Annotated in this window: 15 protein-coding genes; 7 read left to right on the top strand and 8 right to left on the bottom strand. The window is 60.4% G+C overall.

Annotation, left to right across the window (positions count from 1 at the left end; genetic code table 11):
• Positions 1-552 precede the first annotated feature (552 nt).
• The gene (locus AC1ECK_RS27275; protein ID WP_480324755.1) at positions 553-975 is read right to left on the bottom strand and encodes a hypothetical protein; all 423 of its coding nucleotides are present in this window, start codon (positions 973-975) and stop codon (positions 553-555) included.
• A 211-nt stretch (positions 976-1,186) separates the two neighbouring features.
• On the opposite strand from AC1ECK_RS27275, the gene AC1ECK_RS27270 reads away from it, so the two are divergent.
• The gene (locus AC1ECK_RS27270; RefSeq protein WP_480324720.1) at positions 1,187-1,795 is read left to right on the top strand and encodes an RNA polymerase factor sigma-70; all 609 of its coding nucleotides are present in this window, start codon (positions 1,187-1,189) and stop codon (positions 1,793-1,795) included.
• Positions 1,782-1,976 carry a zf-HC2 domain-containing protein gene (locus AC1ECK_RS27265; protein WP_480324718.1) on the top strand — a complete coding sequence of 65 codons (195 nt, stop codon included), beginning with the start codon at positions 1,782-1,784 and terminating at the stop codon, positions 1,974-1,976. The genes AC1ECK_RS27270 and AC1ECK_RS27265 overlap by 14 nt, the downstream gene beginning before the upstream one ends.
• Before the next feature lie 25 nt (positions 1,977-2,001).
• Here AC1ECK_RS27265 and AC1ECK_RS27260 read toward each other — a convergent pair whose 3' ends face one another.
• The 3 genes from AC1ECK_RS27260 to arsC all read right to left on the bottom strand — a co-directional run bounded on the left by AC1ECK_RS27260 (position 2,002) and on the right by arsC (position 4,361).
• Complete coding sequence (locus tag AC1ECK_RS27260) at positions 2,002-2,292, bottom strand: DUF1272 domain-containing protein (protein WP_480324716.1); 291 nt, start codon at positions 2,290-2,292, stop codon at positions 2,002-2,004.
• Positions 2,293-2,431: 139 nt separating this feature from the next.
• Positions 2,432-3,808 carry a GntT/GntP/DsdX family permease gene (locus tag AC1ECK_RS27255; protein WP_480324714.1) on the bottom strand — a complete coding sequence of 459 codons (1,377 nt, stop codon included), beginning with the start codon at positions 3,806-3,808 and terminating at the stop codon, positions 2,432-2,434.
• 193 nt (positions 3,809-4,001) lie between these two features.
• The gene (arsC, locus tag AC1ECK_RS27250) at positions 4,002-4,361 is read right to left on the bottom strand and encodes an arsenate reductase (glutaredoxin) (protein WP_480324712.1); all 360 of its coding nucleotides are present in this window, start codon (positions 4,359-4,361) and stop codon (positions 4,002-4,004) included.
• A 912-nt stretch (positions 4,362-5,273) separates the two neighbouring features.
• Between arsC and parA the strand changes: the two genes are divergently transcribed.
• Together parA and AC1ECK_RS27240 are read left to right on the top strand one after the other, a co-directional pair.
• Complete coding sequence (parA, locus tag AC1ECK_RS27245; RefSeq protein ID WP_090681573.1) at positions 5,274-5,936, top strand: ParA family partition ATPase; 663 nt, start codon at positions 5,274-5,276, stop codon at positions 5,934-5,936.
• Positions 5,937-5,960: 24 nt separating this feature from the next.
• A complete protein-coding gene (locus tag AC1ECK_RS27240; protein ID WP_480324710.1) occupies positions 5,961-7,022 on the top strand; it encodes a ParB/RepB/Spo0J family partition protein in 1,062 nt (353 codons plus the stop codon).
• A gap of 45 nt (positions 7,023-7,067) precedes the next feature.
• On the opposite strand, the gene AC1ECK_RS27235 is transcribed toward AC1ECK_RS27240, so the two are convergent.
• On the bottom strand, positions 7,068-8,417 hold the full coding sequence (locus AC1ECK_RS27235) for a RepB family plasmid replication initiator protein (protein ID WP_480324708.1): 1,350 nt from the start codon (positions 8,415-8,417) through the stop codon (positions 7,068-7,070).
• 2,396 nt (positions 8,418-10,813) lie between these two features.
• Between AC1ECK_RS27235 and AC1ECK_RS27230 the strand changes: the two genes are divergently transcribed.
• Entirely contained in the window at positions 10,814-12,019 is a 1,206-nt protein-coding gene (locus AC1ECK_RS27230; protein WP_480324706.1) for a DNA-binding protein, read from the top strand.
• A 111-nt stretch (positions 12,020-12,130) separates the two neighbouring features.
• On the opposite strand, the gene AC1ECK_RS27225 is transcribed toward AC1ECK_RS27230, so the two are convergent.
• The 3 genes from AC1ECK_RS27225 to AC1ECK_RS27215 all read right to left on the bottom strand — a co-directional run bounded on the left by AC1ECK_RS27225 (position 12,131) and on the right by AC1ECK_RS27215 (position 14,447).
• Positions 12,131-13,192: a tyrosine-type recombinase/integrase gene (locus tag AC1ECK_RS27225; protein ID WP_480324704.1), complete on the bottom strand. Its 1,062-nt coding sequence runs from the start codon at positions 13,190-13,192 to the stop codon at positions 12,131-12,133.
• Positions 13,193-13,303: 111 nt separating this feature from the next.
• Positions 13,304-13,702 (bottom strand): DUF2471 family protein, encoded by a 399-nt coding sequence (locus tag AC1ECK_RS27220; protein ID WP_480324702.1) that lies wholly within the window; start codon positions 13,700-13,702, stop codon positions 13,304-13,306.
• 130 nt (positions 13,703-13,832) lie between these two features.
• Positions 13,833-14,447 (bottom strand): helix-turn-helix domain-containing protein, encoded by a 615-nt coding sequence (locus tag AC1ECK_RS27215; protein WP_480324700.1) that lies wholly within the window; start codon positions 14,445-14,447, stop codon positions 13,833-13,835.
• Positions 14,448-14,598: 151 nt separating this feature from the next.
• Here AC1ECK_RS27215 and AC1ECK_RS27210 point away from each other — a divergent pair, with 151 nt between their 5' ends.
• Positions 14,599-15,798 (top strand): glycine C-acetyltransferase, encoded by a 1,200-nt coding sequence (locus tag AC1ECK_RS27210; RefSeq protein WP_480324698.1) that lies wholly within the window; start codon positions 14,599-14,601, stop codon positions 15,796-15,798.
• Positions 15,799-15,811: 13 nt separating this feature from the next.
• Entirely contained in the window at positions 15,812-16,840 is a 1,029-nt protein-coding gene (gene tdh / locus AC1ECK_RS27205) for an L-threonine 3-dehydrogenase (protein ID WP_480324696.1), read from the top strand.
• The last annotated feature ends 28 nt before the right edge of the window (positions 16,841-16,868 follow it).

Here is a 16,868-nt window from a genome sequence, read left to right as displayed (position 1 = left end):
GCATCACTCTGTCTGCGCGGCCCGGTGGATAACCTGGAGTGCCGGGAAGTTATCCACAATTTCACTGAATAACCTTGTGGATAAGTGAGGGATTTGCCTTTCCAGTCAAGCACGTCTCCGGCCTGCGGCGATTTAAGGCAAATGACCATTTTGTTAAGAATCAGCGCGAAAGCGTAACAAGATGCGTCAGGCGGCCCTGACAGCCGCCTGGGCGCCGCGATAGTCGCGCAGGCCTCGCGGCGCCTACGGACTATGGCTGCGATTCTGGCGGCAGGCAATCCTGCCGCAGGTGCGGGCGGCGCCGATACGCGCGAACGACGATCGCTTCCGACACAGCGGAGTCACCGCAGCGCAGATGCACAGCAATGGATCGTGATTTTCGAACGACACGAGACGGCTTGTCAACGGTTGCTGGTCGAGCCACGTGCATGCCCCAAATTAAGGAAAACGGATATTTTGCTTTGCTGAATAAAAATGGGCGCCTTAATAAAGGCGCCCATTTTTTCGGATCAACAAGCCACGCGATAAGCCGCGCCGCGTGGCTGGAAACGCTTACTGACCGAAGAACACGTTGCAGTACGACGCAGGGCCGTTGCACTTGGCCGGAGCAGCGGCGTCGGCAGTGCCCGACACGGCGGCGAACAGTGCAACAGAGGCGATCAGGGCCGACAGGATGCGTTTCATGGTGATATTCCTCAACTCAGCGTGGGTTTCGCGATCGCGGGACGATCGATTCGATGGCTGGAGAATATCGATGAAGCGTCTACATAAAAACAGCGAAGTTGCGAAGACATTCTCTTCAAAAGCGCAATAATCGCCTTTCCAGCAGCGGTCCGAACGACGGCTCGATGCAAGCAGAGGCCGGCACAGCAAGGCGGAGCAGCTATTGCGCCGGACGGCTACTTTCAAATTGAGAAATAATGAATTTCCTGCGCTGCGACTGTCATAAATTCGCCCTCCAGCCGACTCAAACATATTGAGGTCACCGATGGTGGGCGGAGCGATGTCGAATTCCAGTTTGCTCCGGCAGGAACGTGCGAGAGAATGGGCGCCAAGCCCGCCTCGGGCGCTTATAAAAATATTCCCCTATGAAGATGACCGATTCACGAGCAGGCTCGGGCAGGCTAAGCATGCCGGCGGGGATGCCGGCCGCCTCGCACCCAAGCTCGGTACGCCGGAGGCTCGCATGACGCAGACGGCCGGCCCCGCCTTCGACGACCCGCTTTACCTCACGCAACTGCGACGAGACCTGCTGCGCTTTGCCCGGCTCCAATTGCGCGATGCCGCAGCCGCCGAAGATGCCGTCCAGGAAGCGCTCGCTGCCGCGTGGTCGCAGGCCGACCGGTTCGCCGCGCAATCGGAGCATAAGACCTGGGTGTTCGGCATCCTGCGCCACAAACTCGTCGACACGCTGCGCGCCCGCAAACGCACGGTCAACCTGGCGGACCTCGATTCCGAACTCGAAGACGAAGCGCTGCTCGACCGCGAACTGTTCAAGGACAACGGCCACTGGTCCAGCGAGGCCAAACCGCGCCCCTGGCCGACGCCCGAGACAGCGCTACGCCAGCAGCAGTTCTGGCAGCTCTTCGAGATATGCCTCGATCATCTGCCCGAGCAGATTGGGCGGGTGTTCATGATGCGAGAGTTCCTCGATCTCGAAACCGACGAGATCTGCACCGAATTGCAGATGACCGCCAATCACTGCAGCGTCCTGATCTACCGTGCGCGGCTCAGGCTACGCACTTGCCTGACCGAAAAAGGCCTTTCCAGAGAGGATGCGAATGGGGAAGTGTAAAAACATCACGCGCCTGCTATCGGACGCGCTCGACCGGCCGTTGCGGGCGGGGGAATGGATCGCGGTCGGCTTGCATCTGCCGACCTGCAGCGGCTGCCGCAACTACCGCAAGCAGATCAGTCTGTTGCGTGCCGCTTCGCGTGAGATCAGCGGCCGCAACGAAATTCGTTCGGATGACTAACTCGCGGGTGAGCCGAGGGGGCCGCCTAGCGCTCGCCGGGCGGCGTCAGACGATATCGCTCAAGAAAAGCCGCATGCCCGGCTTCGTCAACGTGCGGTGTGCGCGATTCGGTGCTGCCGGGATGCTTCGCAAGCATCGCGCGCGGGCGGATGGGTCGATGCTGGAAGTTGCCGCCACAATTCGGACAGACATTAGACAGCGCGCTCAACGCGCAGACCTCGCAGAACGTGCATTCGTAGCTGCAGATCATGGCGTCGGGTGCGTTGGGGGGCAGGTGCTTGCCGCAGCGTTCGCAGGACGGTCTCAGTTCCAACATCGCAGACTCCCGATTCAGACAGAAAAACGGCGCGTCGTATCACGCCTTCGAATGCCATGCTGTAAAAGCGGGCGCGGGGCAGACGATGTGCCGGTCCAGTCCGGTATTAGTCGCCGCCCGCCGCGCCGGCGCCCTCCGTTCAGGTCAGCACGCCCCACAGCAGCAGGGTGAGCGCGAGGCCGACCACGGAGACAATAGTCTGCAGGATCGACCAGACGAACACAGTCTGCTTCAACTTCAGGCCGAAGTATTCGCGCACCATCCAGAAGCCCGCATCGTTCACGTGGCAGAAAAACACCGAGCCGGCACCGATGGCGAGCGCCATCAGCGAATTGTGGGCCGGGCTGAGGCCCAGCACGACCGGCGCGACGATACCGGCTGTCGTCGTCGTGGCGACGGTGGCGGAACCGGTGGCCTGACGCAATGCGACGGCGATCAGCCACGCCAGCAGGATCAAAGGCATGTGCGCGCCCACCGCGATCTTGCCGATGGCCGTGCTGATGCCGGCAACCACCAGCGCCTGTTTGAGCCCGCCACCGGCGCCGATGGTCAGCAGCAGAGCGGCGATTGGCGGCAGGCTTTTGCGCAGGATGCCGCTCACGCGATCGCGCGGCATGCCTCGCGACCAGCCGAGTGCCACGATCGCGAACAACACCGTCAGACCGAGGGCCACCAGCGGCTCGCCGAGGAAGTTGAGCGCATTGAAGAGGAACGTCTCCGGCTGGAGCAGCAGCTTGGCGACGGTGCGGCCCAACATCAGAATGACCGGCAGCAGGATGGTGATCAGCGAAATGGCGAAGCTCGGAGGCTCGGCTGTGTCGTTGTGGGCCGTGAAGAGTTGGCCCATTTCCTCCGGCTCGACCACGTGCATGCGTTTGGATAACCAGATGCCGTACAGCGGTCCGGCCAGAATCACCGCCGGAATCGCAACGATCAGACCGAGACCCAGTGTGAGGCCGAGGTCGGCGTGCAATGCGCTCACTGCGATCAGCGGACCCGGGTGCGGCGGCAGCAGCGCGTGGAGTGTGGTCATGCCCGCCAGCGCGGGAATCGCGATCCGCAAGATCGGCTGTTGGGAGCGGCGCGCCATCACGAAGATGATCGGCACCATCATCACCAGACCCACTTCGAAGAACAGCGGCAGGCCGATGATGATCGCCACCAGCGCCATCATCCAAGGCAGCAAGCGTGGCGTGGAATGCTTGAGGATCGTCGACACCAGCCGGTCGGCCGCGCCGGACTCGGCCATCAGCGCACCGAGCATCGCGCCTAGCGCAATGATGATGCCCACGTCGCCGAGGAGTGCGCCCGCGCCCTTGCTGAATGCGCCGGCCACTGCTTCGAGCGGCAGGCCTGCGGCAAAGCCCGCGGCGAAGGTGCCGACCAGAATCGACAGAAACGGGGCAAGTTTCAAGACACTGATGAAAACGATGATCAGTGCAAGCCCCAGCACGCACGAAAGAATCAGTTGGGTGTCGTGGGGCGACCACGACGCGAGTGTTGTCGGTAAATGCACGATGTCCCTTTTTGTCGATTGACGCCGCCACGGCTATGCGCGGATGACGGCGATTGTAGCGGGCGGCCGGGCTGAGGCGTAGCGAGGTGTGCTAGCACAGGTGGGCCGGATAATTTTCGGTGCGTAGTGCAGGTTGTTTCGTAGCGTGGTTACTTGCGTCGCTTGCCGGGTGACGTGACTCGATCGTGCCGGCTCACTCGAATAGTGTTTTGACATTCTCGGGCGGGCGGCCGATTACGGCCCGACCATTGCGCACAACAATCGGACGCTGCATCAGGATGGGATGCTGCTCGATCGCTTCGTATAACTGATCGTCAGAAAGCTCGGGGTTGCCCAGACCAAGTTCCTGGAATGCGGATTCCGTGTCGCGCAACATTTCGCGGACTGGACAGCCGAGCATGGCGTTGAAGGTTTTCAGTTGCGCCGCTGATAGCGGGTGTTTCAGATATTCGACGATTTCTACGGGTTCGTTGGCCGTGTTGTAGGTGTTGGTGATCAGTTCGCAGGTGCTTCGGGATTTGGAGCAGCGGGGGTTGTGATAGATCGTGATCATGAGGACAGGTCGGTCGCAAGAGCGCGTTGGGAGGTGGGAATTTTAGCGTTCATTGGAGGGATGGTTTGGTGGCGGAGAGTCGCAAAGTGGGAAGCAGGTGTTGGGGGGCGCCGTCGCCGGGATCGATTGGAGTTGAAGGCGCGCGCTATTGCTGGATGAGTAAATTGCGTTTTATATTTTTATCGCTGTTATCCGTGATTAACCGAGAGGTGGGCGAGGGGGCGGTTTGGATAGCGTAGGCAGGGTACGAGACGCTAGGTCGTGGTGGAGTGAGCGGTCGCGGGTGTGCGAGCGCTTAATGTCAGCACTGACCTTTGGGGGGGAGGACTCGTCGGTTCTGTGCGGCGTCGCGCATCTGCGATGCTAGGCAGCAGGCGCGTTGTTTATGCGCATAAAGTCAATGTCTTGACCGTACCTTAAGCGTCGTTTTGGTGCTGTCGTTCTAGTCTCGCCGTTCTCCTGATCTCGCGGTGGATCTAACCATCAAATCGTCTCGCCGTTCCACCTTGATCTGATCGCACAAAGACCAACCTCCAGATCGCACCACCTAACTACCCAGGCACGATGCCGCAAGAAGTGCCTGAATCATGAGTTCACACGCGGGCGAACCGTAATCACTACCCAGTTGCCTCAGTCCTCCGGGTCCACACACCCAAGGTCGAGCACGCATCTCTCAAGTGGACTCACTCGCCCGACGCAATGGCCACATCACCGCCACGTTGCCAGCCCATAGTTCACCCTGCATCGCTCGCTCATGAGCTTACGCGGCAACTGCTTCAGCAACCGCCTCGGGTCGTTTATGCGCATAAACCTCTGCCGAATGGCTAACGCGTCGTACGTTTACGACAAAACGATTGAAATAGAAAATCATCAAGGTAAAATCCAACAGCGTCTAAAAAGAGGAGGTGAAGATTGGCAGCAGAAATCATCGCGGTAACACAGCAGAAGGGCGGGGTCGGGAAAAGCACTATCGCGATGCACCTCGGCGCTGCCTTCCATGAGAAAGGTAAGCGCGTCCTCGTCGTAGACGCTGACGGCCAAAACACACTGGTGCATTGGACCAGCGCATCCTCCGATAGCGAATCCGGCATCCCCTTCCCGGTCGTCAACCTCTCGGAATTTGGTGGCCAGATCCACCGCGAGATCAAGAAGTTCGTAGCAGACTACGACATCATCGTGGTGGACTGCCCGCCCTCCATCACCGAAAAAGTCTCCGGTGTCGTCTTGCTCGCAGCGACCGTAGCCATCATCCCGACCTCCTCATCGCCGGCCGATTATTGGTCGAGCGTGGGATTGGTGAAGCTGATCCAGCAAGCACAGGCGATGAACGAAGACCTGCGCGCCGTCTTCCTACTGAACAAGACCGAAGAGAAGCGGATGCTGACCCGCGAACTCAAGCGGGCGCTGGAAGAACTGGGCTTCCCGCTGCTGAAGACGCAGATACCCACCCGCGAAGCCTATAAGCAGGCCATGGCCCTCGGGCAAACCGTGCTGCAAATGAATGACCGCGGCGCCAAACTGGCTGCCGCCGAAGTGCGCGCGTTCGCCGACGAGATCGCCGCCCTGCTCCCCTGAATTTATGCGCATAAAGGACACTGAATGAAACCCTCCCAATTTGCTAAAGGCTTTCAAGCACGTCCGGATACGACTAGCAGCGAAAAGCGAACCGCCCTCGACCGGCTCAATGCCATCGATGGCCTGGTACAGAATGCACCGAAGGCCGCCGACCTCGCCGGCCGCTCGAGCCAGCCCACTTCCCCGGCTGTTGTTGCCGAAGCCGATCCGGTGGACACGCTGAACGAATCCGCCGAATACCACGCGTGGCGTATTGAACATGGATACCGTCCGGGACAGGTAATCGAGCTCGCACTTAAAGCGATCAAGCCCAGCCCGTTTAACCCGCGCTATTTCTATCTGAAGTCGTCGATTGCCGAGCTGGCGGTCAACCTGGCGAAGCAGGGTCAGCAGCAAGCGATCCACGTGATCCCTGACTACGACAATCCTGGTACTTACTTCGTCAGCGACGGTGGCCGTCGCGTGCGAGCGTTGAAGGAAGCCAACAAGGAGTCGGTGAAGGCGATCGTGATCGATCTGCCAATCGGCATTCAGAGCTACAAGCTTGGCTACGACCTGAACGTTCAACGCGACTCGCAGACGGTGTTCGATAACGCCATCGTCTGGAAGCGCTTTCTGGACGAGAAGTACTTCCAGAGTCAGAAGGAGCTGGCTGAACATCTTGGACTGGACGAATCGACAGTCGCGGTCGCCTTGTCGATTGCCAAGTTACCCGAAGTGGTGATGCAGGAGATGGTCGCGCGCACAGACCGTTTCGGCTCGAACATGGCTTACCAGGTAGGGCGTTATCACGGCGCCCGCGGCTCCGACGCCACGTTACGGCTGATCAACAAGATCCTGTCGGACGATCTCAGCACGCGACAGGTTGCCGACATCGTGAAGGGTCGCGCGAGCGCTCAGGAAAGCACCAAGGTAGCAGGGCGGCAACGCTATGCGCAGCGCCTTGAGATCAAGCTCGACGGGGTCGCAGTGGGTGATCTGAAGACGTACGGCGAAGACCGTATCGAACTCCGCCTGAAGGGTCTATCGAAAGAGAAGCGTGACGACATCCTGAGGCAGATCGAGCAGATGTTGCAGCAGAAGTAAGGAGAGTGCGGCGCCGGAAGCGGCGCCGCACATAGCAGAGGGGTGTCAGGCCGCGCGCGACTGACTCAAGGTAAAGGCGAGCAGATCGCCGTCAGTCGGCTCGCCCCAGGTCTTACGGGCCAGCCAGTCGAAGAAGGCCGTCTCCGCGAGCTTCGAGTCCAGCCCACGCCTGCGCCAATCGTCGCGCATGTGCGAACCCAGATCCTGCAATTCACTTTCTTCAAATGAGCGGCGCGCCACTTCGCGCTCCGTCTCGCCTTGCTCGTCGTAGAGCGCACGCGCTTCCTTGCGACGATAAGCCGAATACTCTCCCAGCAAGCGCGCCTTCAGATCGTCAGCCGGCGCGGCTACTGCCGCCTTGCCACCGCTTCCCGACGACAAGGCCTCGACCGGCGGGGCATAACCCTTCTTCAACGCGTCCTTGAACAAGGCCGGCGCACTGCGTACCGGCGGCAGCGACGTGCTGCGCATGCGTTGCTCCGTCATCTGCAAAGCGGCGCGGATGCGGTTTTCTTCGCTATCCGCGTAGAGCGTCTGCGCTTCCTTGAGCGGAATGCCGATCTTCACCATCCGGTCGACCAGTGTGCTGTCGAACACGTTCGGATGCTCGTCGAGCGCTAGCATCGGCTGCTTGCGCTCGGTCACACGGAACTGGATCTCGGCAACCCGGCGGCCCTCACGGTGCTCGATCAGCTCGACAAAGATATTGGTGACCGCGTTGACCTCGGCGATAGCCGGCCGCAGGTAATCGCGCTTGAAGTACTTATACTCGCGCTTTGCTTCGTCGCCCGCTTCCGTATCCGGCGTGCCGGAGAGAATCGGCCGCCACCACTCCCACGACTCGCGCATCGTCAGGTGGCTCGGGTTGGTCAGATAGCGCACGCAGATCTCGTACAGGGCCAAGCCCGCGCTACTGCGCAACTGGCTCTGGAACTGGAGGCTCAAACGCGCGTACTGCACCGGGTCGAGCAGCTTTTTCTTGATCTTCGGCGCAAAGGAGAACTCGACCCACACGCGCCGCGTGGTCGGGTCTTCGAGAATTTCCGCATCGGCAATCAGCGTCGAGATGCCCCACTTGCGGCCGGGCTTCTGACTCGAGGTGCCGGTACTCCATTCGACCTGCACCGACACCATGCGACGCAGGTGCTCCTTGACGAGCGCAGTGTCGTTCGAATCGAATGCGGAGTTGGCAACAATATCGGACAGCAGCGCCCGGTAGGTATCGCCGGACTCGTCTGCCTGCTGGGCAACCGCCAGCAGAACATTGAACAGCTTTCGGGTGAGAAGGGTGATCTTGCCGCTCTTGGGCTGAATCGCGATCGCCTCGACGGCTTTGCGCAATTCAGCCGAGCTCGGGCTCACCACATCAGTCTTCTTCGCGCGCTTCGTGGCCATGCGTCGGGTCGAGGAGGGATTTGGCGAGAGCATACCGGCTGTGGTGAAGCACGTCTATAGGGACCCTCTCACCATTCCCGGTGAAGTGAGTTTACGGCGCGTGACTCACCTCGGTTCACTCCCGAAAATACTCACCTCAACCATTTGACGCCAGGTTGCGGGTGTCTTTGCTCCTCGCGGCCCAGGCAAAAATGGCCCGTTCCAGGGTGAATCGTAATCGGGAGGTTTACGCTCCCGTATCGACTCACCTTAAAAATTGTCGCGAATTCGCGACTTGATCAGCACTCCTGGATGGTTCGGCACCCGAGTGCAGTTCGCAACCTGGAGCGAGGACAAAGTGGGGCATTCTCATTCTGGTAGTAGGGAAAATCGTGGCACCAAGACAGCACTCCGAGTCCGGATTCGCCACGGATCACGGCGCCGTCGCAGCCGGGTGGTTTGCCGTGTCACCCATTACGCCTCGGCGCGCTGCGCACGACGCACGGTCAGCGTCCAGCACCGGCCGTACCCAGCGGGCACGTCACTGGACGCGTCTCCTCGCAGGCCGGCCAACAGCAAACCCCTGACGACGCGACCTAAGACCGTCTGGCCGGCCACCTGCCTGCGCTGCCTGCGCCGCCTGCGCTGCCTGCGCTGCCTGCGCTGCCTGCGCTGCCTGCGCTGCCTGCGCTGCCTGCGCTGCCTGCGCTGCCTGCGCTGCCTGCGCTGCCTGCAAACGATAACCAAAGTCATGGTGAGACGGCCACATGGTGTTGATCGCACCGTACAGCTCACGGCGGCGAGTGACGTCAAGACGGCGATACCGTCGACGAAACGTCCGCAGACTCTCGATCAACCTTCGACGGCCTCGACTATCTGCCAGCGCACCCACCTCAGCAGCGCAATCCGCGACAAACCCAGTCGCCACCGGGGGCATACCGAACGACTTTCGCCTGCCATCCCACGATACCCCGGACGCACACCTTGCCTACGCCCCACCGTCAGTCACGATCCCTCGCCTAAGCCCCCGAAAACCCTCACCTTTACTCCAACCGAACCCGCGGAAACACGCGGCCCAAGCCAAATTGCATAGGAATAAAGCAACAAAAGATTCCCGAAAAGCCTCACCTTTGGTCCAAAACGCTCCCTCATGAGTTGACTACAGCAGAGCCCCATCCAACTCCCGAAAAGTCTCACCTTTCCGTTAAAACATGAAAATAATTAATATTTTCATGCACTTACAGAAAACATATCGTGTATCGCTTCAACTAAAAGGGTCCCGAAAAGCCTCACCTTCAGAATCGTTTCCAGCCGCAGCCAGTCGGATCGTCTGCTCGCCGCAAACTCCCGAAAAACCTCACCATCGAGAATTCAGCGCCGACGAATTCGCTCTCACCAATCAAGCTCAGCGGGGCATTTCCCGTAAGTAACTGCAAACTTCCTCCCGAAAAACCTCACCTGAGCTGATTTTCCCCGCCGAATTGGCTCCCGAAAACGCTCACCTCTAGTCCAAACGGTGCAGTTTTGCATGCCCATCGAAGCACCCCGGCGCATCTCCCGAGAAAGCTCACCTTTGCCGGTCATACCTCAAATCCAGGTCGGTTCGGAGTGTCAACCCTCCTCGGAGGCCTGTCTACGCTCCCGGAAAATCTCACCTTAGGGGCTCGATGCTCAAAATTCGGGCATAAATTCGCCTCGCTACCCGTAAATCCTCACCTTGACGGCGCGTTTTCTCCCGCGTTGCCTCACCAAAGGTCTCCGGCGCCCCAAATTTGGGCTGGAAAATGGCTTTAGAATCCGTCCCGAAAGCGCTCACCGCAGCGCTCCCATGTGTTTCAGGTAGTTTTTACGTCCGGCTGGGCCGCACGGCCCGTCTGGTCCCGCAAAACCTCACCTTTGCTAAACCGGCATTTTGTAAGCGTCTCCTGAACCCGCTCACTCAGTGTCCCGCAGGCCCTCACCAGGGTCCCTGAACCTCATCACTCGACTATCCCGCAAGCCCTCACCAGGCGTCCCGTAAAGCTTCACCTGACTCCGCTGAAACCCTTGCCTGGTAAGGATCTGCCGTGGCGTTAACGTTTTTAACAAGGGTTCAAGGGTGTTTACTTTTATTACTCTCAAGAATTTCATCCCCCGTGTGCCCTTCGGACAGCTTCTGTCCTCACCCCACGCCGCCATTCCGCTTCGTGAAACAGTCAGGTTCCGCACAAGAAACCGAAAATCCCGTTTCATTCCAAAGACTTATTGGCTATTCTTCGTTTTGTTTCACGGAAATTCTGCACTAGGGCGCTGCCACGTAGCTCACAACGACTCCCTTCCACACCGATTCGCAAGAAAAGCATTTCTGCCGATAAAGTTGTAGCAAATGATACGTAAATTGTTATGATTCATCGAACCCCAGCCATATCGAGGTGTAAATGAATCTGGACGAGGAACGGCAAGCGATCCGGCAGGAACTCGAAACGATGCGTGAAAGCGGCGCCCGTCGCCAGGAATTGTCGTTGCACGCCTGCAAGCGTCTTTTCTTCGATCTTGGCATCCGGCCATCTATGGCTGCTGTCCGTGATCTGACCCAAACCGGCAGCGCTAGCGATATTCCCAAGGACATCGACAGCTTCTGGGAGCGAATCCGCACCGCCTCACGGGTACGAGTTGGTGCCGGTAACATTCCGAAAATCCTTGAAGACCGTGCCGGAGAACTTCTCGGCGCGTTATTCGAGGAGGCCATCGCCCACGCACGCACGACCTTCGACGGTGAGCGCGCGGATATCCAGACGCAGATCGAGGCGGCGGAGCGGGAGACGCGCGAGGCCGAAATTCGCCGGCAAGCTTCCGAAGAAGCGATTCGCCGCAGCGATGCGCGAGCGGACGCCGCTTGGGAACGTGTTCGCGCGCTTGAAGCAGAATTGGCGACGGCCAATTCGCACGGCACCGCCCACCACGACAGTTTGCAGTCCAGTGTGCGTCGGCTTGACGCTGAAAATGAAACGTTGCGCAAACGCCTCGAAAGCGAGCAATCCACTAACGCGACTTTGCGTGACCGGATCGATGCGCTACATCTCGATTTGCGCCACAGTACCGAACACTATGCGCAGCAGATCAAAGACGCGGTCGCGGAAGCCGAACGGCGTGTAAAGCCCATGCTGGTCGAGCTCGACTCGTTGCGCAGCATGGCAGCGACTTATCAGACCGGTGTGCGCGATGCCAGCCGTAAGGAATTCGAGTTCATCCAGCAAATTGCGGCCGCCAAGGCCCGTGGAGATCGGTTGGATGCGCAACTGCGCGAACAATCCGATGAACTTGACGCGCTCACTAATGAAATGGCGACGTTGCGCGCTCAACAAGGCATAGATCCCGCCGTCGCGGATCTGCTGTGCATACTTGCCAGTTCCGGCCGCTTGAGCGATACCGAAATGGCGACGATCGGCACTGTCGCGGACGGTCATGTGGCGCTGCCGTTGCGCTGCCCAAAATGTGAGGAAGGTGAACCGGAACTCTCGGAGGTCGATCACCGCTACGAACTCCAGTGCCCGGAGTGCGAGCACTCGTCCGGACCGGGACATTCGCGTCTCGAGGCGGTGACGCGGTTTCTGTCGTCCCGACCGGTGACGTCGGTGGCATAGACGGGCCTCACCGATTTCGCCGCCATGCAACAAAAAAGCGGTGAAAGGTGAGCTAATCCGGGACCGTCTGGAACCGAAAAGGTGAGGTTTTTCAGGAAGGCTTTCGCACGCCTACTCGGCCGGATGCGTTTCAGGCGACACCGTTCCTTCCGCGGCGTGGTCTGATTGCACTGCGTCAGAGGTCAGGATTTTTTGCTGATCTGACCAGTTTTTCCAGGCACGGTGCAGCCGGTTAGCAGAAACCGGCTGCATAAAGCCGAGCCATTGCCCGACCAGATCCGGGGCAACACCTGTCTCGAACAGATCCGCCGCGAACGTGTTGCGCAGAGTCTGAGGACTCGCGCGCGATTCACGCGAGTCGGAAAAACCCGCGGCTTCGATCAGCGCATCGACGGAACGCAGCATGGTGGCCTTGTGCATGGGCCGACCGGAGGGCGACGCGGGAAACACCAGATTCCCGGCGAGCTCTGAGAGGCGCCGTTCCGCAAGCCATGCATCCAATGCAGCCACGGCGAACGGCGCAAGCCGCGTGCGTCGGGTCGTCGTTGGATTCGGTGACTCGATCGTCACCCAGGGCGAGCCCGGCAATACGCAACTAACCGTTAGCGATCGAGCCTCGCCCGTCTTCAGTCCACCACCTAGAAACACTGCGATCAGCGCACGATCGCGGCGCTCCCGCCAGCGTTGCGCCGCGGATAGTTCGCTGATGGGTGAGAACAGATGTGCGACCAGTAGCGCCCGCTCCTGCGTAGTCAGAAATCCAGTTGGTTCGTTATCCAGAGCATTGCGCCAGGCGGCCTCACCGTCCTGAGCGATAAACCGTGCAGGGTTGGTCGAGGCAAGCTCGATTTCCCGAACATGGTCGAGTACGCGTTCGATCAAACGAAGATAGCGGACTCGCTGCGGTTTGCGAATCGCTAGCCCGGCGACGAAATCGGCGATCGTGCGCGTATCGACGGTCGTGAGGGTGGTATGCCTGAGCGCCATCCAGTCGAGAAAGAGTCCCCATTGCGCTTGATACACTTCGGCCGACGAGCGGCGAAAGTGTTGCTTCGAGAGCCAGGTGTCGAAAGCAATGCGTGGATGGCGACGCCAGTCTTCGCGTTGCTGATCGAACAGATCCGAGGTGGGGATGTCTCGGTCGGCGGAGCCGGGCGAGTGGGGAGAGACCATAGTCTGCTTAACCGTTAGTTGCGTATTATTGTAGGTCAGACGCCTCCTGTTCGATAGTCAACAAAGTCCGATGAACGGACCGATGGACCGCCCGGCCCAACCAGACCGCGCTCAGCCGCCCCAGGCGCGCGAGCGCCGAACGGCGCCTTGCGCCGGCACAGCCGGCACAGCATTGCGATGCGCTTCTTCATACACGGAAACCGCGAATGCGAACACCGCCGGCAACGCGTTCGAGGCGCCAAAATCCACCGGATCATCGGTCTCGGGATAAGGGAGTGCGGAAGGCCGCTGGAACAGGCCGAGCATCAGCGCGTCATGCCGGCTGGCGAAGCCGAGGTCGGCAAGGGCTTCTGCCTCGATAGCATGGAGTAGCCGCCAGGTTAGTGGAACTTGCTGCACGATGTAGCGCGCAGCAATGCTGCGGACGATGTGTTCGAGATCGCGCGCCGCGGTCTGGAAGCGCAGCGCAGCCAGGCCGTGGTCGGCGTGATGGGTTGTCAGTTCGTTCATTTCGGCTCCGGTCAATCTGGGTATACTGTACAAACATACAGTGCTCAAATCAACCTCGGCCAGATGGCCAGGCATTCAAGCCCGCGTCATCATCCGGGGCGCATAAACTGACGCGAGGTATCCCCGGCGCTCAGCCGTGAATCACCACCAGCAGCGCTTTCGCCTCGCTCTTGCCGGCATTGCGAATGGCATGAGGTTCGTCGGCGACGTAGCGCGCCGTGTCTGCGGCCTTTAGCCGTTTGGTGGTGCCCGCGGCCTCGATCTCGATCGACCCATTGAGCACCGTCAAATGCTCGCGCGTGCCCGGTTCGTGCGCGTTCGACACTAGCGCCCCGCCCGCCTGCAGCGTCAGCTCGTACCACTCGAACTTGCCCGCCAGTTCGATCGGCCCCCACACGCGCAACTGATATTTGGCGTCGTGACCGCTCAACGTCGGGATCTCGTGCGGCCCGGACACGGCAATGGCTTCGGACGCCTTCTGCTGCGCGAACAGTGAATCGAGGCTGACGCCCAGCGCGTTGGTAAGCCGCCAGGCGACCGCGATGGTCGGATTGGCCTTGTCGCGCTCGATTTCCGACAGCATCGACTTCGACACGCCCGCCGCACGCGACAGGTCGTCGAGCGTCATGCGGCGCTCACTGCGCAGCCGCTGGATCTGTTCGCCCACCCGCGGCGGCGCCGCCACGGTTTGGGCTAAAGTGGGTGCAGCGCTGGGTGCCGCGCGCCGGGTTCCCGAACTTGCCATTTTCTAACCCATCGTTTAGAGTTGTTCGACATACCGAACTTGCGTTCGGAAAATCGAAATTGTTCGATAAAACCGATATCTGACTATAGCAGGCCGTCAACGCGCCGAACATCGCGGCTGCGCGGTCTACCTCCCTTCAGGAGACTGATGTATGCGTGAACCTTACCTCGCTCATTTGCGCAGCACGCTCGAGCAGATCCGCGCCGACGGCTTCTACAAGACCGAGCGCGTGATCGCGAGTCCGCAATCGTCTGACGTGCGGCTCGCCGACGGCTCGGAGGTCCTGAACTTCTGCGCCAACAACTATCTGGGCCTCGCCGACGACGCCCGCCTGATCGCCGCCGCCAAAGACGGGCTCGATCGCGACGGCTTCGGCATGGCCTCGGTGCGCTTCATCTGCGGCACCCAGACCGTGCACAAGGAATTGGAGCAGGCGCTCGCCGCGTTTCTGCAAACCGACGACTGCATTCTGTATTCGAGCTGTTTCGATGCGAACGGCGGCCTGTTCGAGACGCTGCTCGACGACTCCGACGCCATCATCAGCGACGAACTGAATCACGCCAGCATCATCGACGGTGTGCGGCTCTCAAAGGCCAAGCGCTTTCGCTACAAGAACAACGATCTGGCCGACCTCGAAGCGAAGCTGAAAGAAGCCGACGCCGCCGGCGCGCGCTTCAAGCTGATCGCCACGGACGGCGTGTTTTCGATGGACGGCATCATCGCCGACCTCGCCGGCATCTGCGATCTGGCTGACCGCTACGGTGCGCTCGTGATGGTGGACGATTCGCACGCAGTCGGCTTCATCGGCGAGCAAGGCCGGGGTACGCCCGAGCATTGCGGGGTGCTGTCGCGCGTCGACATCATCACCGGCACGCTCGGCAAGGCGTTGGGCGGCGCATCGGGCGGCTATGTGGCGGCGCGCAAGGAAATCGTCGAACTGCTGCGGCAACGCTCGCGCCCGTATCTGTTTTCGAACACGCTCACGCCGAGCATCGCGGCGGCTTCGCTCAAAGTGCTCGAGCTGCTTGCCAGCGCGGAAGGCGCGCAATTGCGCGCACGCGTGCGGGCGAACGGCGCGCATTTCCGCAGCAAGATGAGCGCGCTCGGCTTCACACTGGTTCCCGGCGAACATCCGATCATCCCGGTGATGCTCGGTGACGCGCAACTCGCCTCGCGCATGGCCGATGCGCTGCTGAAGGAAGGTGTCTACGTGATCGGTTTCTCGTTCCCGGTCGTGCCGAAGGGCCGCGCGCGCATCCGCACGCAGATGAGCGCGGCGCATACGCCTGAACAGATCGACCGCGCCGTGGATGCATTCGAACGCGTGGGCCGTTCGCTCGGCATCATCTGATCTGGAGGCGCACATGAAAGCACTTGCAAAACTCGAACGCGCTCCGGGCCTGACGCTCACGGACGTCCCGAAGCCCGAAGTCGGCCATAACGACGTGATGATCCGCATCAAGCGCACGGCGATCTGCGGCACGGATATCCATATCTGGAAGTGGGACGACTGGGCGCAGAAGACGATTCCCGTGCCGATGCACGTGGGTCATGAATACGTCGGCGAGATCGTCGAAATGGGCCAGGAAGTCCGCGGCTTCGCGATCGGCGATCGGGTCTCGGGCGAAGGCCATATCACCTGTGGCTTCTGCCGCAACTGTCGTGCGGGGCGCAGGCATTTGTGCCGCAATACCGTGGGCGTGGGCGTTAACCGCGAAGGCGCATTCGCCGAGTACCTGGTGATTCCGGCGTTCAACGCCTTCAAGATTCCGCCTGAAATCTCCGACGATCTCGCTGCGATCTTCGATCCGTTCGGCAACGCCACGCATACGGCGCTGTCGTTCAACCTGGTCGGCGAGGATGTGTTGATTACCGGCGCCGGGCCGATCGGCATTATGGCGGTGGCGATTGCGAAGCACGTCGGCGCGCGTAACGTCGTGATTACCGACGTCAACGACTACCGGCTCGAACTCGCCCGCAAGATGGGCGCGACGCGTGCCGTGAACGTTTCGCGCGAATCGCTGCGTGAGGTGATGGCCGATCTGCACATGACCGAAGGTTTCGATGTGGGCCTGGAAATGTCCGGCGTGCCGAGCGCGTTCACCAGCATGCTCGAAGCGATGAACCACGGCGGCAAGGTCGCACTGCTCGGCATTCCGCCCGCACAAACTGCGATCGACTGGAACCAGGTGATCTTCAAGGGTCTGGAAATCAAGGGCATTTATGGCCGCGAGATGTTCGAGACCTGGTACAAGATGGTGGCGATGCTGCAAAGCGGGTTGGACCTGTCGCCGATTCTCACACATCACTTCCCGGTCGACGATTACCAGAAAGCGTTCGCCACGATGCTATCGGGCGAAAGCGGCAAGGTGATTCTCGACTGGACGGCCTGAGTTTGTCTTGCGCGTCCGGAAGCTGACC

Source organism: Paraburkholderia sp. SSBN10T (genome assembly GCF_056619545.1).
The sequence above is the reverse complement of the archived record's forward strand: the minus strand, read 5'-3'. Positions and strand labels throughout refer to the sequence as shown.